At 58.1% G+C, this 21,415-nt stretch carries 24 protein-coding genes, 2 tRNA genes and 1 pseudogene; 16 read left to right on the top strand and 11 right to left on the bottom strand.

Annotation, left to right across the window (positions count from 1 at the left end; genetic code table 11):
- Nucleotides 1–212 precede the first annotated feature (212 nt).
- Nucleotides 213–908 carry a YggS family pyridoxal phosphate-dependent enzyme gene (locus HMPREF9371_RS04810; protein ID WP_040660178.1) on the bottom strand — a complete coding sequence of 232 codons (696 nt, stop codon included), beginning with the start codon at nt 906–908 and terminating at the stop codon, nt 213–215.
- Between the two features lie 171 nt (nt 909–1,079).
- On the opposite strand from HMPREF9371_RS04810, the gene HMPREF9371_RS04805 reads away from it, so the two are divergent.
- From HMPREF9371_RS04805 to HMPREF9371_RS04760, 11 genes are all read left to right on the top strand, one after another.
- Complete coding sequence (locus tag HMPREF9371_RS04805) at nt 1,080–2,120, top strand: type IV pilus twitching motility protein PilT (RefSeq protein ID WP_156786995.1); 1,041 nt, start codon at nt 1,080–1,082, stop codon at nt 2,118–2,120.
- 456 nt (nt 2,121–2,576) lie between these two features.
- Nucleotides 2,577–3,812 carry a PilT/PilU family type 4a pilus ATPase gene (locus HMPREF9371_RS04800; protein ID WP_415752587.1) on the top strand — a complete coding sequence of 412 codons (1,236 nt, stop codon included), beginning with the start codon at nt 2,577–2,579 and terminating at the stop codon, nt 3,810–3,812.
- Between the two features lie 255 nt (nt 3,813–4,067).
- The gene (gene rarD, locus HMPREF9371_RS04795) at nt 4,068–4,970 is read left to right on the top strand and encodes an EamA family transporter RarD (protein WP_009118817.1); all 903 of its coding nucleotides are present in this window, start codon (nt 4,068–4,070) and stop codon (nt 4,968–4,970) included.
- Nucleotides 4,971–5,004: 34 nt separating this feature from the next.
- Nucleotides 5,005–5,163 (top strand): lipoprotein signal peptidase, encoded by a 159-nt coding sequence (locus tag HMPREF9371_RS13870; RefSeq protein ID WP_083813981.1) that lies wholly within the window; start codon nt 5,005–5,007, stop codon nt 5,161–5,163.
- Nucleotides 5,164–5,214: 51 nt separating this feature from the next.
- A complete protein-coding gene (gene murU / locus HMPREF9371_RS04790; RefSeq protein ID WP_009118815.1) occupies nt 5,215–5,907 on the top strand; it encodes an N-acetylmuramate alpha-1-phosphate uridylyltransferase MurU in 693 nt (230 codons plus the stop codon).
- Between the two features lie 49 nt (nt 5,908–5,956).
- Complete coding sequence (gene proC, locus HMPREF9371_RS04785) at nt 5,957–6,763, top strand: pyrroline-5-carboxylate reductase (RefSeq protein WP_009118814.1); 807 nt, start codon at nt 5,957–5,959, stop codon at nt 6,761–6,763.
- A complete protein-coding gene (locus tag HMPREF9371_RS04780; RefSeq protein WP_009118813.1) occupies nt 6,760–7,329 on the top strand; it encodes a YggT family protein in 570 nt (189 codons plus the stop codon). The genes proC and HMPREF9371_RS04780 overlap by 4 nt, the downstream gene beginning before the upstream one ends.
- Before the next feature lie 69 nt (nt 7,330–7,398).
- Nucleotides 7,399–7,815: an RNA polymerase-binding protein DksA gene (dksA, locus tag HMPREF9371_RS04775; protein WP_009118812.1), complete on the top strand. Its 417-nt coding sequence runs from the start codon at nt 7,399–7,401 to the stop codon at nt 7,813–7,815.
- A gap of 310 nt (nt 7,816–8,125) precedes the next feature.
- A tRNA-Met gene (locus HMPREF9371_RS04770) sits at nt 8,126–8,202 on the top strand.
- Nucleotides 8,203–8,209: 7 nt separating this feature from the next.
- Nucleotides 8,210–8,285, top strand: a tRNA-Ala gene (locus HMPREF9371_RS04765).
- A gap of 121 nt (nt 8,286–8,406) precedes the next feature.
- Nucleotides 8,407–9,609: an acetate kinase gene (locus HMPREF9371_RS04760; RefSeq protein ID WP_009118811.1), complete on the top strand. Its 1,203-nt coding sequence runs from the start codon at nt 8,407–8,409 to the stop codon at nt 9,607–9,609.
- 91 nt (nt 9,610–9,700) lie between these two features.
- On the opposite strand, the gene hemN is transcribed toward HMPREF9371_RS04760, so the two are convergent.
- The gene (gene hemN / locus HMPREF9371_RS04755; protein WP_009118810.1) at nt 9,701–11,089 is read right to left on the bottom strand and encodes an oxygen-independent coproporphyrinogen III oxidase; all 1,389 of its coding nucleotides are present in this window, start codon (nt 11,087–11,089) and stop codon (nt 9,701–9,703) included.
- A 230-nt stretch (nt 11,090–11,319) separates the two neighbouring features.
- Between hemN and fnr the strand changes: the two genes are divergently transcribed.
- Both fnr and HMPREF9371_RS13240 read left to right on the top strand, forming a co-directional pair.
- Complete coding sequence (gene fnr / locus HMPREF9371_RS04750) at nt 11,320–12,054, top strand: fumarate/nitrate reduction transcriptional regulator Fnr (protein ID WP_009118808.1); 735 nt, start codon at nt 11,320–11,322, stop codon at nt 12,052–12,054.
- A gap of 61 nt (nt 12,055–12,115) precedes the next feature.
- Nucleotides 12,116–12,303, top strand: a pseudogene (locus HMPREF9371_RS13240) (ATP-dependent exonuclease).
- A 341-nt stretch (nt 12,304–12,644) separates the two neighbouring features.
- Here HMPREF9371_RS13240 and HMPREF9371_RS04745 read toward each other — a convergent pair.
- Together HMPREF9371_RS04745 and HMPREF9371_RS04740 are read right to left on the bottom strand one after the other, a co-directional pair.
- Nucleotides 12,645–12,974, bottom strand: a complete 330-nt coding sequence (locus HMPREF9371_RS04745; protein WP_009118807.1) for a YadA C-terminal domain-containing protein — start codon at nt 12,972–12,974, stop codon at nt 12,645–12,647.
- 3 nt (nt 12,975–12,977) lie between these two features.
- Entirely contained in the window at nt 12,978–13,553 is a 576-nt protein-coding gene (locus HMPREF9371_RS04740; RefSeq protein WP_156786994.1) for a hypothetical protein, read from the bottom strand.
- A gap of 329 nt (nt 13,554–13,882) precedes the next feature.
- On the opposite strand from HMPREF9371_RS04740, the gene HMPREF9371_RS04735 reads away from it, so the two are divergent.
- From HMPREF9371_RS04735 to HMPREF9371_RS04725, 3 genes are all read left to right on the top strand, one after another.
- Complete coding sequence (locus HMPREF9371_RS04735) at nt 13,883–14,443, top strand: DUF1543 domain-containing protein (RefSeq protein WP_198003612.1); 561 nt, start codon at nt 13,883–13,885, stop codon at nt 14,441–14,443.
- Between the two features lie 56 nt (nt 14,444–14,499).
- Nucleotides 14,500–14,937: an META domain-containing protein gene (locus HMPREF9371_RS04730; protein WP_009118804.1), complete on the top strand. Its 438-nt coding sequence runs from the start codon at nt 14,500–14,502 to the stop codon at nt 14,935–14,937.
- Between the two features lie 136 nt (nt 14,938–15,073).
- On the top strand, nt 15,074–16,267 hold the full coding sequence (locus HMPREF9371_RS04725) for an amino acid aminotransferase (RefSeq protein WP_009118803.1): 1,194 nt from the start codon (nt 15,074–15,076) through the stop codon (nt 16,265–16,267).
- A 369-nt stretch (nt 16,268–16,636) separates the two neighbouring features.
- Here HMPREF9371_RS04725 and recX read toward each other — a convergent pair whose 3' ends face one another.
- From recX to HMPREF9371_RS04690, 7 genes are all read right to left on the bottom strand, one after another.
- A complete protein-coding gene (gene recX, locus HMPREF9371_RS04720) occupies nt 16,637–17,035 on the bottom strand; it encodes a recombination regulator RecX (protein WP_415752578.1) in 399 nt (132 codons plus the stop codon).
- Nucleotides 17,036–17,078: 43 nt separating this feature from the next.
- Nucleotides 17,079–17,792 (bottom strand): phosphoglycolate phosphatase, encoded by a 714-nt coding sequence (locus HMPREF9371_RS04715; protein ID WP_009118801.1) that lies wholly within the window; start codon nt 17,790–17,792, stop codon nt 17,079–17,081.
- A gap of 573 nt (nt 17,793–18,365) precedes the next feature.
- Nucleotides 18,366–18,854, bottom strand: a complete 489-nt coding sequence (locus tag HMPREF9371_RS04705; protein ID WP_009118799.1) for a hypothetical protein — start codon at nt 18,852–18,854, stop codon at nt 18,366–18,368.
- 9 nt (nt 18,855–18,863) lie between these two features.
- Nucleotides 18,864–19,469: a BON domain-containing protein gene (locus tag HMPREF9371_RS04700; RefSeq protein ID WP_009118798.1), complete on the bottom strand. Its 606-nt coding sequence runs from the start codon at nt 19,467–19,469 to the stop codon at nt 18,864–18,866.
- 26 nt (nt 19,470–19,495) lie between these two features.
- Nucleotides 19,496–20,089, bottom strand: a complete 594-nt coding sequence (locus HMPREF9371_RS04695) for a phosphoheptose isomerase (RefSeq protein WP_009118797.1) — start codon at nt 20,087–20,089, stop codon at nt 19,496–19,498.
- 92 nt (nt 20,090–20,181) lie between these two features.
- Nucleotides 20,182–20,373, bottom strand: coding sequence for a lipoprotein signal peptidase (locus HMPREF9371_RS13230; protein ID WP_232203076.1), 192 nt, complete (start codon nt 20,371–20,373; stop codon nt 20,182–20,184).
- 65 nt (nt 20,374–20,438) lie between these two features.
- Nucleotides 20,439–21,404, bottom strand: coding sequence for an AraC family transcriptional regulator (locus HMPREF9371_RS04690; RefSeq protein ID WP_009118795.1), 966 nt, complete (start codon nt 21,402–21,404; stop codon nt 20,439–20,441).
- Nucleotides 21,405–21,415: the final 11 nt, after the last annotated feature.

The following is a 21,415-nucleotide window of genomic DNA, read 5'->3' as shown; positions in this document are numbered from 1 at the left end:
GCAAAGGTCTCCGGCTGCCAATCAATCACCTGCTCGAGTTTCAATAGGGGAAAGCGGTCGATGTGTTTGGCAATCATGGCTTGGGCGGTTTGCTGAAAGAAGGTGCTCATGAAAAATCCCCTAAATGTCCTGGGAGGAAATTTAGGGGATTGGGAGATATTTTGCAAAGGTCTCGGCGGCCTGTTTGGAGCCGGCAGTTTGGTCTGAGATGGTCAGGCCGCCGTGTGGCGTTGTCCGAAAATCGCGCTGCCGATGCGCACGTGGGTGGCGCCGCAGGCCACGGCGCAGTCCAAATCGGCGGACATGCCCATCGACAACACGTCCAACGCCAAACCGCGTTGCTGCAACATGGACAGCAGTTCGCCCATGCGGGAGAACTGTTGTGTCAACTCTTCCGGCCCGCTACCGGTGCGCGCCACGCACATCAGGCCGCGCAATTGCAGGCGCGGCAGTGAGGCTACCTGAAAGGCCAGTGCGGCCAGTCTATCCTCATCCGGGGCAATGCCGTGTTTGCCGGCTTCCCCGCCGATGTTCACTTCAATCAATACCTGCAAAGGCGGCAGATGCGCCGGCCGCTGTTCGCTCAGGCGGCGGGCGATTTTTTCGCGGTCCACCGTGTGCACCCAAGCCGCATATTCGGCCGCAATCCGGCTTTTGTTCGACTGGATGTGGCCGATGATGTGCCATTGCAGATCGGGCAGGTCGGCCAATTCCTTTACCTTGCCTTCAAATTCTTGCAGATAGTTTTCGCCGAAGTGGCGTTGGCCGGCCGCATAAAGGGCACGGATATCGGCGGCGGGAAATGTTTTGCTCACCGCCACCAACTCGGGCAATGGGCGTTGCTTGGCGGCAGCGGTTTCGGCCAACTGGCGGCGCACCGCCGTAAGGCGTTCGCAGAGCGTGTTCATGGCTTTGTCTTTCGCGTGAATCGGCTGTAAACGACACCTTACTGAAAAATTTTCCGGAAAACAAACTTTTTCCTTTATCAAACCGAGTCGATGTATTTACAATAAACGAGCATACGAAATACTACATATTTTTACCATAATGATTTTCATCAAAAAGGGAGCTTGAGCAAGATGCAGATTACCGACCTGCTGGCTTTCAGCGTAAAAAACAAAGCCTCAGACTTACACCTTTCCGCCGGCCTGCCGCCCATGATCCGCGTGCATGGCGACGTGCGCCGCATCAACCTGCCGGAAATGAATGCTGAAGAGGTGGGCAATATGATTGCTTCCATCATGAATGACCACCAGCGCAAAAATTACCAGCAAAATCTGGAAACCGACTTCTCCTTCGAGCTGCCCAATGTTTCGCGTTTCCGTGTCAATGCCTTCAACACCGAGCGCGGTCCGGCAGCCGTTTTCCGTACCATTCCCAGCCGCGTGCTCACGCTGGAAGAACTGAACGCGCCTTCCGTGTTCAAAAAGATTTCCGATACCCCGCGCGGTTTGGTGCTGGTAACCGGCCCCACCGGTTCGGGCAAATCCACCACGCTGGCGGCGATGATCGACTACGTCAACAGCAATCAGGCCAGCCACATCCTGACCATCGAAGATCCGATCGAGTTTGTGCACGTCAGCAAAAAATCGTTGGTCAACCAGCGCGAACTGCACCAACACACCCACAGCTTCGCCAATGCCTTGCGCTCCGCCCTGCGTGAAGACCCGGACATCATTCTGGTGGGTGAGATGCGCGACCCGGAAACCATCGGCCTGGCGCTGACCGCTGCCGAAACGGGCCACTTGGTATTCGGCACCCTGCACACCACCGGTGCGGCCAAAACCGTTGACCGTATCATCGACGTTTTCCCGGCCGGAGAGAAAGAAATGGTACGCTCCATGTTGTCGGAATCCCTGCGGGCGGTGATTTCGCAAACCCTGCTCAAAACCCGTGACGGCAAAGGCCGGGTGGCGGCCCATGAAATTCTGATTTCCACCCCGGCGGTGCGCAACCTGATCCGCGAAAACAAAATCGCCCAGATCGGCTCCACATTGCAAACCGGCCAGTCCCACGGCATGCAGACCTTGGATCAAGCTTTGCAAAGCTTGGTCAAACGCGGCACCATCAGCTTGGAAACCGCCCGCAGCAAGGCGCAAAACCCCGACCAGCTCTCTTAATCCGCCAATTCAACAAGGGAAAATATCATGTCGAACGAACAACAAAACGAACGGGATGTGGCCAGCTTGCTGTCGGATATGGTCAGCCGTTATCAGGGAGAGGCGCCGCCCGAGCCGCAGCCGGTTGCTTCCAGCGAAGTGTCTTTCGATTTCCATGACGATGACGGCATCACTTTCGAAGTTGTGGAAACCCCTGCATGGGAGGCTTCTTTGGCGGAGAGGCAAGCCGTTCCCGACATCCCGCCGCTGCCTAAGGCCACCGCTGCGCTGACGGTGCCGGACTTGCCGGTAATCGAAACGCAGACGCCTGCCGAGCCTGTTCCGGTTGCGCCCGCCGCCGTTCAACACACCATGATGTCCGAGGTGGTGACCGTGGTGCTCGATGAACATTCCGAACCGCCGCCTGTCAAAGCCGCCGAGACCCTTGTATCTGCCGCGGTGCCGGCAGCCGCAGCGGTGGCGGCTGCGGCCGGTGGGCAGCAAAAAGTTGCGGTGGCGCCGGCCAAGCCGCAGGCCGCCGCACCCAAAGCCGCCCCTAAGGTGGAAGGTTTGCTGCGCGAACGCGCCCAATTGCACCCGCTGTTGGAAAAAATGGCCGAGGAATCTTTAAAACGCAATGCTTCGGATATTTTCATCAGCAGCAATTTCCCGCCGTCCTTCAAAATCGACGGCACCCTGATTCCGGTACCGCTCAAGCCGCTGACGGAAGACGAAGCCGCCCAGATTGTGTATTCCACTTTTAACGATGAGCAAAAAGAAGCGTTTCCGAAAGAGCTGGAATTGAACTATTCCCTGCAGTCGAAAAGCGGCATCCGCTTCCGTGTCAACGCTTATCATGAGCAGGGCCGCATCGGTTTGGTGATGCGCCGCATCACCACCGATATTTTGACCATCGACGATCTGCAGCTGCCGCAATCTTTGAAAACGCTGGCCATGCGCAAACGCGGCCTGATTATTTTGGCCGGTGCCACCGGTTCGGGTAAATCCACTTCCCAGGCGGCGATGCTGGACTGGCGCAACAAGCATTCCGCCGGCCACATCGTGACCATCGAAGACCCGATCGAGTACATCCACAGCCCGATTAAAAGCATCATCACCCAGCGCGAAGTCGGCCTCGATACCCACAGCTGGGGCGCGGCGGTGCAGAGCGCGATGCGTCAGGCGCCCGACGTAGTGGTGGTGGGCGAGGTGCGCAACGAGATGTCGATGGAGTATGCCCTGCAGCTGGCGCAAACCGGCCACCTGTGCTTTTTCACCATCCACGCCACCAACGCCAGCCAAACCGTTGAGCGGATCATGAACCTCTATCCCGAAGAGCGTCATCCGCAGATTCTGATGGACTTGGCATTGAATTTGGTGGGCATCATCGGCCAGCGTTTGGTGTTGAAAAAGGGCGGCAAAGGCCGTACCGCAATCGTGGACTTGTTGATCAACACCCCCGCTATGCAGGACCACATTTTCAAAAACCAGCTCATGGAAGCCCGCGACCTGATGGAGCGTGCCGAAGACGACGGCATGCAAACCTTCGACCAAGATTTGTTCCGCCTGTATATCAACGGCGAAATCGATTACGACGAAGCGCTGCGTCAGGCCGAATCCGCCAACGACCTGCGCCTGCGCATCAAGCTTTACGAAGAAGGCCGCGCCAGCGAGCACATCTTCGAGCGGGTGGGCGATTTGAACCTGATGTAGGCCGTATAGTGTCCGGCATCTGTGCATGTTGTCTCAACAAATCGCTGCACAAGCTTGTTTGACTGCACGCCCTAAAGCCGCCGCACAACAGGCTACCTGAAACCGCTTTCGGGTTTTCAGGTAGCCTGTTTCGATTGGTATGCTGGCGGCGGCCGTGGTTCGGTTCGTCTGCGCACGAATCACACATCAAGCAGGCAGCCGCATCTGCCATCCGCCTCGGGCGGTTATTTTTACCACCACACCCACCTTACACACATGGACAAGGAATACCGCAAAGGCCTGATTTACGCCTGCGTCTGCTATCTGATTTGGGGTCTGTTTCCCATCTATTGGATTCCCCTGCTGCAACAACCCATCGGTGCCGACCAGCTGCTGGCGCAGCGGATTGTTTGGGCCACGGTGTTGGCGGTGCTGGCCGTACTGCTTTGGCGCAAAGGGCGCGAATTGCGTACCGCCTGCGCTAGGCCGCAAACCTTGGCCGCATTTGCCGCCTGCGCCCTTATTCTCGGCTTCAACTGGCTGCTGTATCTGTATGCGATTACCCGCCATCAGGTGTTGCAGGCCAGCTTGGGCTATTTTATTTCCCCGCTGATCAGCGTGCTGCTCGGCCGCCTGTTTCTGGGCGAAACCCTCAAACGCAGCCAGCAGCTGGCCATTGTCTGCGCCGCCGTCGGCGTGGTGTGGCTGGCCACCTTGGGCGGCCAGATGCCTTGGCTGGCTTTGGGTTTGGCGGTTAGCTTCGGCTGCTACGGCCTGATCCGCAAACTTTCGCCTTTGCCGGCGCTGACGGGGTTTGCGCTGGAAAGCCTGATGCTGTTCCCGTTTGCCCTGCTGTATCTGCTGTGGCAGCACCAACAGGGCGGTTTGGTGTTCGCCCAACTGCCTGCGCTGCCGTTGGCGCTGGTGGTGGGCAGTGGTACCGTGACCATGGGGCCGCTGTTGCTGTTTGCCGCCGGCGCGCGCCGCATCCGCTTGTCCACGCTGGGCATGGTGCAGTATATTTCGCCCACTCTGCAGTTTGTGGTGGGGCTGACGCTGTTTGACGAAGTCTTCGATCTGCACCGCTTTGCCGGCTATGTGTGGGTATGGGTGGGCGTGGGCCTGTTTATTTGGGGCGGCCGTCCGCAACGCGCTGTCCGCAGCGGTGCCGCGGCATAAACACGGCGGCTGCTTTTCAGGTAGCCTGAGACCTTTGCAAAACCCCCATCTGCGGCGCATTTCTGCGTTGTGCGCTGCTCGCTCACTTGCCTATCTATATGATATGTCTGCGTTCGCTGCGCTGCTACGCCTTGAACTGCATCCACATCTGGAGGTTTTGCAAAGGTCTCAGCCTGCTGGGCATACACAATAGGCTACCTGAAAATTTTCGGGCAGCCTGTTCAATATTGGAAACGGATAATCCATGAAAGTCATGATTCTGGCGGCCGGCCGCGGCGAACGGATGCGCCCGCTCACCGACACCTTACCCAAACCCATGCTGCCTTGCGGCCGCGAGCCGCTGATCGGCTGGCATCTGCGCCGTTTGGCGGAGGCGGGTTTGCGCGATATTGTGATCAACCATGCCTGGCTCGGCCACGAAATCGAGGCCGGTTTGGGTGACGGCAGCCGCTACGGCGTGTGCATTGCCTATTCGCCGGAAGGCGAGCAGGGCTTGGAAACCGCCGGCGGCATCGCCACCGCCTTGCCTTTGTTGGGCGACGCCCCGTTTCTGGTGATCAACGGCGATGTGCTGACCGATTTGGATTTCCATGCCGTGCGCGCCAAAGCCGGTTTGCCGGCCGGCTGCCTGGCCCATTTGTGGCTGGTGCCCAATCCTGCGCACAATCCGCAGGGCGATTTTTTTCTGCACGCCAACGGCCGTGTCGGCAGCGAGGCCGATGCGGACGCCGAAGCGCTGACCTTCAGCGGCGCCGGCATCTACCACCCGGCCTTGTTTGCGCAAACGCCGCCCAAGCAGGCGGCCAAACTGGCACCTCTGCTGCGGCAGGCCATGCGGCAGGGGCAGGTGCGCGGCGAACGGCACGGCGGTTTGTGGCTGGATGTCGGCACGCCCGAGCGTTTGCAGCAGGCGGCGGCCATCACGGCGGCTTGGTAGCCTTTTGCCGAACGGCAGGCTAGCTGAACACCTTCAAGGAGGAATTTGGATGAGCATTTATTTTCTAGGCGCCGGCAATATGGCCGCCGCCATCATCGCCGGTTTGTGCCGCGGTGGCGGTTTCGACATTTGCGCAGTGGATCACAACAGCGCCAAACTGGCCGATTTGGCCGCCCGCTACGGCATCCGCACCGATACGGCCTTGCCGGCCTTGGGCAGCGAAGACGTGCTGGTGCTGGCAGTGAAGCCGCAAGACATGCAGTCGGCGGCGGCCGGGCTGGCAGTGGGCGGCGCTTTGGTGTTGTCGGTGGCGGCCGGATTGAGTTGCGACACCTTGAGCGCTTGGCTGGGCGGCACCCGCCGTTTGGTGCGGGTGATGCCGAATACGCCGGCACAAGTGGGGCAGGGCGTGTCCGGCCTGTTTGCCGATGAAGATGCGTCGGCGGAAGACCGTGCTTTGGCCGAAAGCATCATGGCGGCCAGCGGACAGACGGTTTGGCTGCCCGACGAAGACGGCCTGCACCGCATCACCGGCATCAGCGGCAGCGGCCCGGCTTATGTGTTCTATTTGATGAATGCTTTGGCCCAAGCCGCTCAGGGGCAAGGGTTTTCGGCTGCAGAGGCGCGCAGCCTGAGTTTGGCGACGTTTAAAGGCGCGGTGGCCTTGGCGGAGGAGAGCGGCGAGGAGTTTGCTGTGTTGCAGCAGAAGGTAACCTCCAAAGGCGGCACCACTTATGAAGCCTTGAGCACCTTCGAGCGGCTTCAGGTAGCCTCGGCCATTCAGGCCGGCGTGGAAGCCTGTGTGGCGCGTTCCGAAGAATTGGGCCGGCAATTGGCTGTTAAGGAGTCGCTGTGAGAACATTGCTGAGCGTGGTGTTGCTGTGGGTGGCCGATGCGTTGGCCATGCTGTTGTTGGCCCGCTGTTTGCTGCAATACGGCCGGCTGCATTTTCTGCATCCTTTGGCGCAGTTTTGCAGCCGCAGCACCGACTGGCTGGTGCGGCCGCTGCGCAAAATCCTGCCGCCGCTGGGCCGTTGGGACACGGCCTGCCTGTTCGGCGCCTGGCTGGTCTATCTGGCCGCCTATGGCTTGATAGCCGTGTCGGCACTGCCTGAGGTGCCGCTCAGTCCGCGGTTGCTGGCGGCCCATCTGTTGTTCAGCGTGTTGGCGTGGAGCAAAGCGGCGGCTTATGTGCTGTTGGGCGGTTTGGTGTGGCGCATGGTGTTGTCGCTGGCCAATCCGTATTCGCCCCTGATGGCGGTGTTGCAGCAGATTTATTTGCCGCTGTGCCGTCCGTTTGCCTTTTTGCGCATCGGTCGTTGGGATTTTTCCGCCAGCGTGCTGGTGTTGGTGCTGTGGTGGTGGGTGGTGTGGTGGCTGCCGCAGATGATGACGCGGCTTAGCTTGTTGCTCTTGCAATAATCGCCCCGTCTGCTATATTCCCGCTTTCGCAAAATAAGCCAATCCCCTTTACGACAGGAGAGAAAACCAATGGCGAAACTGACCGAACAGGACATCCTCAACTGGAACGGCCCGGAAGACGACTACATGAACGCCGATCACCTCGCATTTTTCCGTGATCTGCTGGTGCAGCTGCAAGAGGAGTTGATTCAGAAAGCAGCCGATACCACCGGCCATCTGCAAGACCACGAGGCGGCGCCCGATCCTGCCGACCGCGCCACGCAGGAAGAGGAGTATGTGCTGGAGCTGCGCACCCGCGACCGCGAGCGCAAGCTGTTGAACAAAATTCAAGCTTCCCTGCGCCAGATTGATGAGGGCGATTACGGTTTCTGCCAAGACACCGGCGAGCCCATCGGCCTCAAGCGACTGCTGGCCCGGCCGACCGCCACCTTGTCGGTGGAGGCGCAAGAGCGGCGCGAGCAGATGAAAAAACAGTTTGCCGATTGATGGGTTTTCGTTCCGGCCTGTTTGCAAACCGCAGACAGGCCGGAATGCTTTGTATGCTGTGGCGTGATGGCGGTTTCAGGTAGCCCGAGACCTTTGCTCCATCCCCGTTGCGGTGCATTTCTGTGTTGTGCGCTGCTATGCTTTGAACCGCATCCGCATCTGGAGATTTGGCCAAGGCCTCAATCATGTTGGTTGATTCGGTAAGCGAACGGGTTTTATTGTTATACAAATCAACAAACAAAAAATAAATGGCTTGTCGGGGTTTGACAGGTTTTTAAAAATCCGTATAATTCGCGGCTTCAAACAGAGCGGCGAATTAGCTCAGTCGGTTAGAGCAGAGGAATCATAATCCTTGTGTCCGGGGTTCGAGTCCCTGATTCGCCACCAAAATTTAGGGGGTATAGCTCAGTTGGTAGAGCGCTTGCATGGCATGCAAGAGGTCAGCGGTTCGATCCCGCTTACCTCCACCAGAATTAAAGAAAAAAACCGGCTGCTTCAACAGCCGGTTTTTTTGTTCCCATTGTTTGGGGCGGAGAGGGCCTGCGTTCTGCCGCTTCATCAGAAATTCATGGATGTAACTAAGGGAGTGTCATGTCTCAACAACTGATTTTGGTTTTAAACTGCGGCAGCTCTTCAGTGAAGGGCGCCGTGTTGGACAACCATAATGGCGAGGTGTTGCTCAGCTGTTTGGCCGAGAAAATCAACCTGCCGGATGCGGTCATCACATTCAAGGCAGACGGCGGCAAGCGCAGCGTCAGCCTGGCCGACGATCCCACGCACACTGGAGCCGTGGCCGCCCTGATGGCCGAATTGAAAGATCGCGGTTTGGACGGCCGCATCGGCGCGGTGGGGCACCGGGTGGTGCACGGCGGCGAGCGCTTTAAAGCTTCTTGTTTGATTGACGATGAAGTGATTGCCGGCATTGAGGCCTGCATTATGTTGGCGCCGCTGCACAACCCCGCCCACCTGCTGGGTATCCGCGCCGCGCAAAGCATTTTCAACCAAGTGCCGCATGTGGCGGTATTCGATACCGCCTTCCATCAAAGCATGCCCGAGCATGCCTACACCTATGCCGTGCCGCGGGCGCTGTACCGCGATTACGGTTTGCGCCGTTATGGCGCGCACGGCACCAGCTACCGCTTTGTGGCAGCAGAGGCGGCCCGCCAACTGGGCCGTAGCGAGCAGGGTTTGCGCCTGGTGATCGCCCACCTGGGCAACGGCGCGTCGATTGCCGCCGTGCGCGACGGCCGTTCCTGCGATACCAGTATGGGCCTCACGCCTTTAGAAGGTTTGGTCATGGGCACGCGCAGCGGCGATATCGATCCTTCCGTGTTTCTGTTCTTAAACGAAAATGCGGGCATGGACATGGCGGCGGTTACCGATTTGCTGAACAAAAAAAGCGGCCTGCTCGGTATTTCCGAATTGTCCAACGACTGCCGCACGCTGGAACAAGAGGCGGCGAAAGGGCATGAAGGCGCCAAACTGGCTTTGGAAATTTTCGCCTACCGCTTGGCCAAATATGTGGCCGGCATGAGCGTGGCGGCAGGCGGTTTGGACGCTTTGGTGTTTACCGGCGGGATTGGCGAAAACTCCGACCAAATCCGTGCGAAAGTGATCGGCTATTTGGGCTTTATGGGCTTGACGGTGGATGAAGAGGCGAATTTGGCGGCCCGCTTCGGCCAGGGCGGCATCATCAGCCAAAGCGGCTCCGCGCCGCTGGCGATGGTGGTGCCGACCAATGAAGAATTGATGATTGCGCAGGATACCGCGCAGCTGGCCGGCATTGCGGTTTGAGTGAACAGCATTAACAATTAGAAGATGAAACAGGCTACCTGAACAGTTTTCAGGTAGCCTGTTTGCATGAGGGCGGGCGGCAGAAGAAAGTTTATACCGTTTGCGAATAACGGGCGGCGGTGGTGCGGTGGCGCAGGTGGTGGTCGAACACCATGGCGATGTTGCGGATGAGGAAGCGGCCTTTGGCGCTCACGCGCAGGCCTTCGGCACCCAGCTCCAGCAGGCCTTTGGCCGCCATCCCGGTCAATTCGGGCATTTCGGCGGCGAAGTAGTCGGCAAACGGCCGGCCGCATTCGGCGGTGTAGTCGGCAAACTCGAGGCCGAAACGGCACATCAGGTCTTGGATCAGGCGGCGGCGCAACAGGTCGTCATCGGTTAAAACATAGCCGCGCATGATTGGCAGGCGGCCGGCATCGAGGGCGGCATAGTAGGCTTCCAGTTCGCGTTCGTTTTGGCTGTAAGTACGGCCGATTTTGCCGATGGCCGACACGCCGACGGCCACCAGGTCGCAATCGGCATGGGTGGAATAACCTTGGAAGTTGCGTTGCAGGCGGCCTTCGCGCAAGGCCACGGCCAACTCGTCGCCGGGTTTGGCAAAATGATCCATGCCGATGAAGACGTAGCCGGCTTGATCGAGCCGCTGTACGATTTGCTGCAACATGTCGAGCTTGGTGTTGCTGTCGGGCACGGCGTCGGTGTCGATGCGGCGCTGGGGTTTGAAGAGATGGGGCAGGTGGGCGTAGTGATAGACCGCCAGGCGGTCCGGATCAAGCGCCAGCACTTTATCCAGGGTTTGCTGCATGGAGGCGGGGCTTTGGTGCGGTAGGCCGTAAATCAGGTCAACGCTGACCGAACGGAATCCGGCTTCGCGGGCGGCTTCGGTGACGGTGCGGGTTTCTGCTTCGCTTTGGATGCGGTTGACGGCCTGCTGCACCTGCGGGTCGAAATCCTGAATGCCCACGCTCATGCGGTTGAAGCCGAGCCGGCCGAGAAACAGAACGGTTTCGCGGCTTACTTTGCGCGGGTCGATTTCAATCGAGTATTCGCCTTCGGGCAGCAGGGTGAAGTGTTGGCGGATGAGGTCGAACACCAAGGCAAGCTGGTTTTCGTTGAGGAAGGTGGGGGTGCCGCCGCCGAAGTGCAGTTGGGCCAGCGGCGGTTTGCCGGTCCAGTTTTGCGCCTGCAGGGCAAATTCTTGTTTCAGGTAGCCTAAATAGCGGTCGGCGCGGGCGGTGTCTTTGGTGATGACTTTGTTGCAGCCGCAGTAGTAGCAGATGGTGTTGCAAAACGGGATGTGAAGATAAAGCGAGAGCGGGTCGTCGCTGCGTTGGCGGAGGGCTTGGCGGTAATCCTGGTCGGTGAATTCGGCGTGAAAGCGGTCTGCGGTGGGGTAGGAAGTGTAACGGGGACCGCTGGCGGGCAGGGAGGCGATCAGTTCGCGGTCGAAAACGATGTTTTGGCTGGTGTTGCTGTGTTTCATGATGTTAAGCGGCGTCGGATTGCGTTGCCTCCTAAGGAGCAGGAGGGGAGGGATAAACGGAATCAATGGTAGGATTTGTGTTTAAAAATGGTTAGAATAGACAAAATTTCCAACCGGGTGCACATTGCACAAAAAGTTCTTACTATAAACGGCCGGGCGGCAGGGGTATTGATATCGGTCAAGCCTTCTGCATCCGGTGGGATAGATTTACATAAGGCCGCACACACACGATGACTTATACCAAAAATGTTTGCTCCAAATGTTCGCTCAAGGAGCTTTGCCTGCCGGTGGGACTGATGGCGGAGGAAATGCGCCAGCTGGATTCGGTGTTGCGCCAAAGCCGCCGCTTGAAGAAAGGCGAATATCTGTTCCGCAGCGGCGATGAGTTCCATTCGCTGTATGCCGTGCGCACCGGTTTTATGAAAACCACCATCGCCAGTTTTGACGGGCGCGATCAGGTTACCGGTTTTTTCATGTCCGGCGAGTTGGTGGGTTTGGACGGTATTTATCATAAGCAACATACTTGCGATGCGATGGCCTTGGAAGACAGCGAAGTATGCGAGCTGCCTTTCGAGCGGATGGAGGAATTGGGCGTGGCCGTGCCTTCACTGCAATCGCATTTTTACCGCCTGATCAGCCGGGAAATCCTGCGCGACCAAGGTGTGATGATGCTGTTGGGCAATATGCGTGCGGAAGAGCGGCTGGCGGCGTTTCTGCTGAATTTGTCGCAGCGGTTGCAGCAGCGCGGTTTTGCCGCCAACGATTTTATTTTGCGTATGTCGCGCGAGGAAATCGGCAGTTATTTGGGGTTGAAGTTGGAAACGGTCAGCCGCACCCTATCGCGCTTTAATCAGGAAGGTTGGATTTCGGTGGAGCACAAGCACATTTGCCTGCTGCAGCCGGAGAGTTTGCGCAAACTGGTGGGCGGCTGTAAGCAACAAAAAGAAGCGGAAGAAGCAGAGTAAACCCGGTTGTGCCGCATGCATGGATTGGCGAAAGCATATGTTTCACAGAAAGCTGAAACCTTTGCAAAACCCCCATCTGCGGCGCATTTCTGCGTTGTGCGTTTATGCCCTATGGGTACTGCTCACTCGCTTGCCTATCTGTATGATATGTCTGTCCCACGGGGATGCCTAGCGTTCACGTTCGCTGCGCTGCTACGCCTTGAACTGCATCCACATCTGGGGGTTTTGCAAAGGTCTCAGGCTACTTGAAACGGATTTCAGGTAGCCTGAATTTATGGTGTTGACAAGCGATGAAGACAAACGGAATCTTGAAATACTCCTCCAGTCAAGATTCAGAACAGCCTGAGACTTTTGCAAAACTCCTACCTGCGATGTATTTCTGCGTTGAGCGTTTATGCCTTAGAGGTACTGTCCGCTCGCCGGATTCTTGGGTGCACACTCGCTGCGCTGCTACGCCTTGAACGGTATCCGCACCTGGAGATTTTGCAAAGTCCTCAGTCTTTTGGGAAATTAAAAGGTTTCATGCGGTTAAGGTTTGGTTTGGTGATGTGCGGCGGCAGTTCGGTATCCGCCCCCGCCGCACAGGATGTTTACCACTCCAAATTAACGCCGAGGTTGTAACTTACGCCGCCGCCCCGGACATTAAACGCCACCCCGGTTTTGGCAGCCAACATCTCATTGAAACGGTAGCCCGCACCTACGGCCACGGCCGTTTGCGAGCGGTAGCCGCCCAAGGCGGCCGAGAGGTTGACCTTGCCGACGCCGTAAGGCTGGAATAAACCGCTCAGTGCGGCTTGTGCGGCCAGACCGCGTTGCACTGCCCGATCCAAATCATTGAGGCGTTGCGACAATTGGCCGATCCGTTCCGCATTGCGGTCGATTTGGGCCAGTTTTTCATGGCTCGGTACACTCTGCTGCAAAGCTTAGATGGCTTGTTGGTTTTGCCGCACTTGGTTTGCTTGGCTCTCGGTGCGTTGTTTGAGCTGCTCCAAACTTTGCGCCTGACCAGTCAGATTTTCGGCTTGACGCTCGAGTTTTTGATCGATCCGGCTCAGATTTGCGCTGTGTCGGGCCACCTGTTCTTGTGTTTGTTGGTTTTGTTGTTTCGCTTGTTCGAGCGCCGTGTCGTGGGCGCGGATGTGTTCGGCTTGCTGCTTGAGTTGATTGTTGATTTGCTGATCCGCCTTACCCAAAGCCAAAAGGGTTTCTTGTTGGTGTCGGGCTAATTGCTCATTTTGCGAGGCCAGGATGTGTGCTTGCAGGGCGGTTTGGGCATTGGTATCCGCTGTGTCCGAAATTTCTTTGATGCGGTCACCGTGGTTTTTGAGTACTTTGTCGAACTCATCCAGTTTTTTCGCTTGATTTTCGATAGCGTGGCGGTTTTGCTCGATGTCGCGGCGCAGCTCGGCTTCATCGGCAAAAGCGGAAACGTGGGTCAGGCCGAATACGGCAGCGGTAATCATCACAGTCAGGGGGCGTAGGATATTTGTTCGAGTCATTTTGGTTTTCGTCAGTTGAGTAATGGGAAATCGATCATAGAAATAGAAAAAGATGGCCGTTGGCAAGCAGCTTGCCAACGGCGTTTGTGACGCAGCCTATCCGCATTTTCTGACAAGTTGGCCCCCTTATTTGGCTTCAATAAAATTTACATCATTGTTTGCCAATATAAAAAAGGGGCTTAGCCCCTCAACGGTAAAAAACAGCTGGCACAAACAAAATTTTTACGCCGGCCGGGCCGGATGGGTGTAGAGTAGGCCATACCTGAAGCATGATCCGCAAACGGATGTTGGGACTTCAGGCGATGGAAAGGCAAGATGGAGCACAAGCCATGAAACTGTTTATGCTGAAATTGGGCGCCACGCCGAAAGGCCGCTTGATTGAGCAGCACGATGTGTTTTTCGGCATTGCCGAGCACCCGGCTGATTTGATTCCGGCTTTTGAGACCGCATGGCCGGAAGCGGCCGGCAATTGGCACATCGACTGCTGGCGCGAAGTGAGCCAGGTGGGCGGTCATGCCGTGCGTGTGGTGCCGCGCGAACAGGCGCGGGCAGATAGCAATCAGCTGTTTTTTATCAATTTGGGCGGCTACCGGCCGGGTGAATTTGAGGAGTACCACCACAAAATGCTGATTGTGGCGCCCAGCAGCCAAGCGGCGATTGCCGAGGCCAAACGCAGCGATTTCTACCGCGATTTCGATTTCGCCGGCGCGGTGTCTCATGTGGACGACAAGCACGGTGTGGACGTGGACGAAATCCACAATATCGGCGAAGTGCTGGCGCAACAGGACAAACAGCGTTATGCGCTGCACATCCGCCCTGCACCAGACGGGCAGCCGGACGAATGGCACATCGGCTACCTGAACCGCAACAAATTTGCCCAATGCCGTTGAGTGCGCCATCCGGCGCACCACCCTGATTTTGTGTACCCCTATCCAGGAGGATTTTGATGAAAGCAATCGCTATTTTTGCCGCTGCCGCTTTATTGGCGGCTTGCACCCAAGCCCATCCGGACGGCGCCGCTGCGGCTCCGTCATCGGCCGCCAACACCCAGGCAGACGGCCTGAACGGCAATTGGCGGGTATCGCATATAAACGGAAAAAACCTCGCCGTCGGACAGGGCACCTTGTGGTTGGATGCGGCGCAAGGCCGTTACGCCCTCAATCTGGGCTGCAACAATCTGTTCGGCACGTTTACTCTGCCCAAGGGCGGTTTGGTGTTCGGGCCGGCGGCCAGCACACTGAAAATGTGCGAACCGGAGGCCATGCAGCTTGACCATGACGCCGCCGCCGTGCTGGCGCAAACGCGCGGCTACCGTCGCCAGGGACAACAGCTGGAATTGATCGATGCCAGCGGCAAACCCGTTTTGGCAGCCGTGGCCGAATAAGACCCTCTGAGGCCCCGCCTGTCTGCCCGCAGGCGGGGCGTTTTCCTGTGCGCAAGGCTACCTGAAACCGCGCCGGAGGCGTACAATACCGCCCGCACATTTTCCCGTTTATGCCTTATTGAAAAGGATTGCCACCATGTTCCAACACGTCGAATTTTATCCCGGCGACCCCATCCTCGGTTTGATGGAAAAATACGCCCAAGACCCGCGCAGCGAGAAAGTGAATCTCGGCGTGGGCGTTTATTATGACGAAGACGGCCGCCTGCCCGTACTCGAATGCGTGAAAACAGTAGAAGCCGCGATTGCCGAAGAACAGCGTCCGCGCGGCTACTTGCCGATGGAAGGTTTGGCCGGCTACCGCAGCGCCTGCCAAAAACTGCTGTTCGGCGACAACAGCCAAGCCGTGGCCGAAGGCCGCGTGGCCACCATAGAAGCTTTGGGCGGCTCCGGCGCGCTGAAAGTGGGCGCCGACTTTATCCACCAATGGTTTCCGCAAGCCAAGTGCTACGTGAGCAACCCGACTTGGGGCAACCACATCAGCATTTTCGAGGGCGCAGGTTTTGAAGTGGGCAAATACCCCTATTACGACCCGGCCACCATCGGCGTGAAATTCGAAGAGATGAAGGCCTTCTTCAACACCCTCAACGAAAACGACGTGGTGTTGCTGCACCCCTGCTGCCACAACCCCACCGGCGTGGATCTGAGCTGCGAACAATGGGATGAGTTGCTGGCCATCGTCAAAGCCAAAAAGCTGATTCCGTTTATGGACATCGCCTACCAAGGTTTCGGCGACGACATGGAAAGCGATGCCTATGCCATCCGTCAAGCGGTGGCCATGGGCCTGACCGTGTTTGTGAGCAACTCCTTCTCCAAAAACCTGTCGCTCTACGGCGAACGTGTGGGCGGCCTGAGCGTGGTCTGCCCCACCGCAGAAGAAGCCAAACTGGTGTTGGGCCAGCTGAAATTCACCGTGCGCCGCATTTACTCCAGCCCCGCCGCCCACGGCGCCTATGTGGTGGACAGCGTCATGAACGACGGCGAACTGTTTGCACAATGGGTGGGTGAAGTGTACGAAATGCGCGACCGCATCCGCGCCATGCGCCAAAAACTGCAAGACGTGTTGAGCGCCAAAGTGCCCGGCCGCGATTTCAGCTATTTCACCAAACAGCGCGGCATGTTCAGCTTCACCGGCCTCACCCCCGAACAGGTGGCCCGCCTGCAAAGCGAGTTTGCCGTGTATATGGTGGACAACGGCCGCATGTGCGTGGCCGGCCTCAACAGCAAAAACGTGGATTACGTGGCCAATGCGATTGCCGAAGTATTGAAATAAGGCGGCACTGCGGCTCCCCAGCCCTGCTGCGGCCGACAAGTTGAAACCTTTATGAAACCGCCCCGTATCCCCTAAATGCCAATCCAGGTATTTAGGGGATTTCATATGGGCGTTTTACTTCCAGCAAACCGAGCAAGCGATGATCGCTAAACGCATTGACTGGAGTTTTTGCAACCACCATCTGCGGCGCATTTCTGCATGGTGCGTTTATGCCCAAGGCGTACTGCCCGTTCCACTTGCTGAGCTATCTTGATGTCTCTCTCTCGGGGATTCCTGGCGTTCACGCCCGTTGTGCAGTGGCGCCTTGAACGGCATCCGCATCTGGGGAGCAAAGGCCCCGTCAGTCCTGATCCAAGCCGCCGGAGCGGCCTATTCCCTGTCCTCTTCACTCCAGGCATGCTGCAAGGCATAGCGGATGTGCTCGCCGGAGAAACCGCGGTAGGCCAAAAAGCGCTGGGCACGAGCATATTCTTGCGGTGTGGCCGGCGGCACTTTGCATTTTTTGCGCAACACCTCGCAGGCCGTTCGCCGCTCCGCATCCGGTTCCGGCAACACCGCCGCAATGGTTTCCTCATCCACGCCTTGTTGGCTCAAACTTTTTGCCAGCCTCAAGCGGCCGTAACGACTGCTTTTGCCGTGCACATAACTCTCGGCATAACGGCTGTCCGACTGCCAATGCCGCTCAGCCAACTCCTGCAGTAAGGCATCTACCTCTTCCGTTTCCTCGGCATACGGCAACAGCTTACGCCTCAATTCGGCCTTCGACATTTCCCGCCGAGACAAATAAGCCAACGCCCTGGCGCGCAGCGACTTAACCGGCTTCACGGGCCGCTTTCAAAACAGGGACCAGATAATCGTAGATCGCCGGCAAATCGTCTGCTATCCAATTCGGCCGTGTGGCTTCATCGGCAGCCAAGGCATCCATATCGGCATAACCGTGCCGCACGCCGATGCTGAAACAGCCTGCCGCCTTGGCCGCCAAAACATCGTTGGTCGAATCGCCCACCATGGCCAATTCCTGAGGCGACACCCCCAACACCTCGGCAGTATGCAGCAAAGGCAGTGCCGACGGTTTGCGCTCCGGCAAGGTATCGCCGCCCACAATCAGGCTGAATTCATCGGCCAAACCCAACTGGCGCAACAACGCCACCGCCAGCACTTCGCTTTTATTGGTCACCACCGCCAGCGGCAGCCCCAGGCTTTTCAGCAAACCCAAAGCAGTCACCGCCCCGGCATACGGCCGGCTGAATACGCTCAGGTGCCGCGAATAATAATTCACAAACACCGCCAAACCACGCTGCCATTGCACCTCGTCTGCCACACCGTCCCGATTCCCGCTCAGCGTACGGTGCACCAGTACGCCGATGCCGTCCCCCACAAAAGAAGCCAAAGTGGCATCATCCAACAGCGGCAAACCTTCGCCGCTGCGCACCGCATTGGCCGCCGCCGCCAAATCGGCTATCGAATCTACCAACGTGCCGTCCAAATCAAACGCCACGGCACGGATGTTTTTTGCTTTCGTCATTTCCAACACTTTCTTGAATTAGCAGAATGAAATCTTTTAAAAACCTACAGATATAGATGCGGTTTGTGGCGTAGCTGCACAGTGAGCGTGAACGTCAGAAATCCCTGTGGGATAGACATATCACATGATAGGCAAGCGGGTGGGCAGTACCCCTAAGGCATCAACGCACCATGCAGAAATGGGCCGTAGATGAGGGTATAAAGGCACAGTCTTTCAATCATAAAGTCGATTCTCATTTTCAGAGAGCCAAGGCCTTTACAAACCTCCAGATGTGGGTGCAGTCAAGCTGCATCCACATCTGGGGATTTTGCAAAGGCCTCGGCCTGTCTGTCGTTAAAGGGTGTCGCAGCAGTATTGTGGTTTGAGATTGATATACGCGACACCACTACACAGGGAAGAGATAAATACGCGCGAGCTGTCGAATCTTGTTGCACTTTGGGGCAACGGCTGCGGTTTAGCCGTGACAGCACTGATCAAAGATGTGCAGGATAATACGAGGTATGGGATTGTAGAAAGTTATGTCAATCGATCAGGTCTTCAGATAGCCTGATCGATCGGTTGGGTGTTTAAAGTTTAAAACAGATTGTCCACCGGATTTTCCGGGTTGCCCGGCTGTCGGCGCGGGGCGGGGCGGGGCGGTTGGGCGGGCGGAGGGTTGACTGGTTTGATTTCCGTTTCGGCCGGTTGGGTATTGACCGGAGGAATCGGCACTTCGGTAGCCGGTGTTTTGGCCTGCGGAGCCTCTGTGCGGCCTGCCGGGCCGGGGGCGGTTTGTGCTTCTGTTTCCGGCACCGCTTCGCTGGCGGCGGGCGGCAGGTTGCCGGTGACCGGCACATATACTTGGCTGGCGGAAACCGCGCCGTTGGGCTGCCAGATTTCTACGCTGCCGTTATTCGGGTCGGAGGCGGCTCCGCCGGCGGGTGTGCCGGGGTGGCTCAATGCCTGCCAGGCCAGAAATACCAGTACCGCCACCACAATGGCGGTCAGCAGCAGCAGGCCGAACATGACCTTGCCGAACAGGCCGCGTTTTTTGGCGGGCTTGGGCGGAGTGTTGTCGGTCATGAGATGTCCTTATCGGTTGGGAACAAAGGTTTCGTAGAGCGTCACCACTTGGCGCACGCCTGCGGTGGTGCTGACGGTCTGGCTGACCAGCTGCTGCTCGGCCGGCGTCAGGATGCCCATGACATAAGTAATGCCGTTGTAAGTGACCACTTTGACTTGGTTGGAGGGAATGCCGGCGGTGCCCAACAGGGTGGTGCGGACTTTGGAGGTGATCCAGGAATCGTTGCTGACGTCGCCGAAGCTGCGGTGGGCTTGGGCTACCTGAATATGGTTGTAAACCTGCGCCGCATTTTGTTCGGCGCGGGCCACGCGCTCGACAAAAGCTTTATCGGCCTCGTTGGACACCAAGCCCATCAGCAGGACGTGGCGGTTGAAGCTGACTACCGACAGGCGGGGCTCGAAGCCGGGCACGCTGTTATTGGCGCGCAGGTGCTTGAGGGCGCTTTCCTGCACACGCAGTTCCATCACTTGGTCGTCGGCTTGGGCGCCGGTGCTGCGGCGTTCGGTGGCGGACATCACGCCCAGCGCCCCGCCGCCGAGCAGGGCGGCGGCGCAGCCGGACAGGGTGGTGGCGAGGGCGGCGGACAGCAGTAAGGCGCGGGCATAAGGTTTCATACGGTTTTCCTTGTCGGAGAAGCGGTTTACAGGCCTTCCAAGATGGCGTTGTCGATGTGGTCGCACAGGGCGTGGATGATGAGAATGTGGATTTCCTGAATGCGGGCGGTGCGTTGGTGCGGCACGTTTAGCAGGATGTCGTTTTCCCGCAGCAGGCCGGCGATTTTGCCGCCGTCGCGGCCGGTTAGGGCCACCACGCGCATGTCTTGCTCGTGGGCGGCTTCGATGGCGGCGATGATGTTGGCGGAATGGCCGGAGGTGGAAATGGCGAGCAGTACGTCGCCGGGGCGGCCTAGGGCGGACACTTGTTTGGAAAAGATGCGCTTGAAATCGTAGTCGTTGCCGATGGCGGTCAGCGCGGAGGTGTCGGTGGTGATGGCGATGGCGGCCAAGCCCATGCGTTCGCGTTCGAAACGGCCGGTCATTTCGGCGGCGAAGTGTTGGGCGTCGGCGGCGGAACCACCGTTGCCGCAGGCCAGAATTTTGCCGTCTTCCATTAGGGATTGCAGCATTAGGCCGGCCGCGGCGGCCACCGGTTCGGCCAGCAATTCGGCGGCTTGCTGCTTGGCGGCAATACTTTCCTGAAAGTGTTGCAGTACACGTTCGGCGGCTGGATTCATAAAGGCTACCTGAAAAATAATGGGAAAACGGCAGGCGGAAAAACGGGGGCTATTGTAGCGGGATATGGTGGATTGAACAATCGGCGGGCTTTTCAGGTAGCCTGAGACCTTTGCAAAACCCCCAGATGTGGATGCAGTTCAAGGCGTAGCAGCGCAACGAGCGCAGACATATCATCTAGATAGGCAAGCGAGCGAGCAGCGCACAACGCAGAAATGCGCCGCAGATGGGGGTTTTGCAAAGGTCTCAGCCTGAGTTTGAGCGGTAAGGTTGGCCGGTGTGGCAAAGGTTTTATTTTGCCTGCTGCCAGTATTTTGTCCGATGAAGCGGGTAAGCGGGGTGACGGCGGGCTTAAACGGCGTTGTTGCGGCCGTTGAGGGTGTCGCGCGGGCTTTCGCCGAAGTGGCGGCGGTAGGCTTTGGAGAAGTGGGATTGGTCGGTGAAGCCGAGGCTGTAAGCCAATTGGGCGAGCGTGCCGTTGAAATGCGGTTGCAGCAGGCGGTGGCGTGCGGTTTCCAGACGGCGGCTGCGCAGCCAGTCGGAGAAGGTGGTGCCGGTGTCTTTGAATAAGAGGTGCAGGTAGCGCACGGAAATCTGGCAGGCGGCGGCGGTTTGCTCGGGCGAGAGGTCGCTGCGGTCCAAACGCGCGTTGGCGTATTGCTCGATGCGCAAAAGGTGGGCGGCGCGCACGGCGGAGTCGGCGGAAGCCAGCACGCGGGCGTCTTTTTCCACTGCGCGGGCGAACAGTTCGAGCAATTGTTTTTCCACCATATCGGCATCGGCGCCGTTGAGATCGGAGAGCATGGCCACGGCGTTGAGGGCGTAGCGTCGGAACAGCAGGCCGATGCCGCTGTGGCCGTCGAAATCGAGCGCGCAATAGCGTTCGGGCTGGCGGATGTATTCTTTCAGCAGGGATTTGGGCACTTTGAAAACGTGCACATCCATGCTTTGGCGGGCGATGAAATCGTAGGGTTCGTGGGAGAGTTCGAGCAGAAAATTACCGCTCCCGCACACAGTGTCGCGGCCGAGCTGGCGGAAGGTAACCGAGTTGTGGGTGTTGAGGGTGATGAGAAATTCTTCTTCGGTGGCGCGGTCGAGATGGGCGCGGGTGCGGGTGTAAACCGCGGGGTCGGCTCTGATGCGGGCCACATCGAGGCGGCCGATGCGTTTGCTTTCCAGCGAGCCGCTGAAGTGTGGCCGGCTGCTGCTGATGTCGAGGTCGAACAGGGTGCGGCACACGGTTTCCTGCCAGGCGCGACAACTGTTGCGGCCGGGGGGCAGGTTGAGGGTGGAGAAATGCTGGTGGTGGGTGCTCATCGGTTTTGCCT

This window comes from Neisseria shayeganii 871 (genome assembly GCF_000226875.1).
In the GTDB taxonomy this organism is placed as follows: Bacteria; Pseudomonadota; Gammaproteobacteria; order Burkholderiales; family Neisseriaceae; genus Eikenella; species Eikenella shayeganii.
The sequence above is the reverse complement of the archived record's forward strand: the minus strand, read 5'-3'. Positions and strand labels throughout refer to the sequence as shown.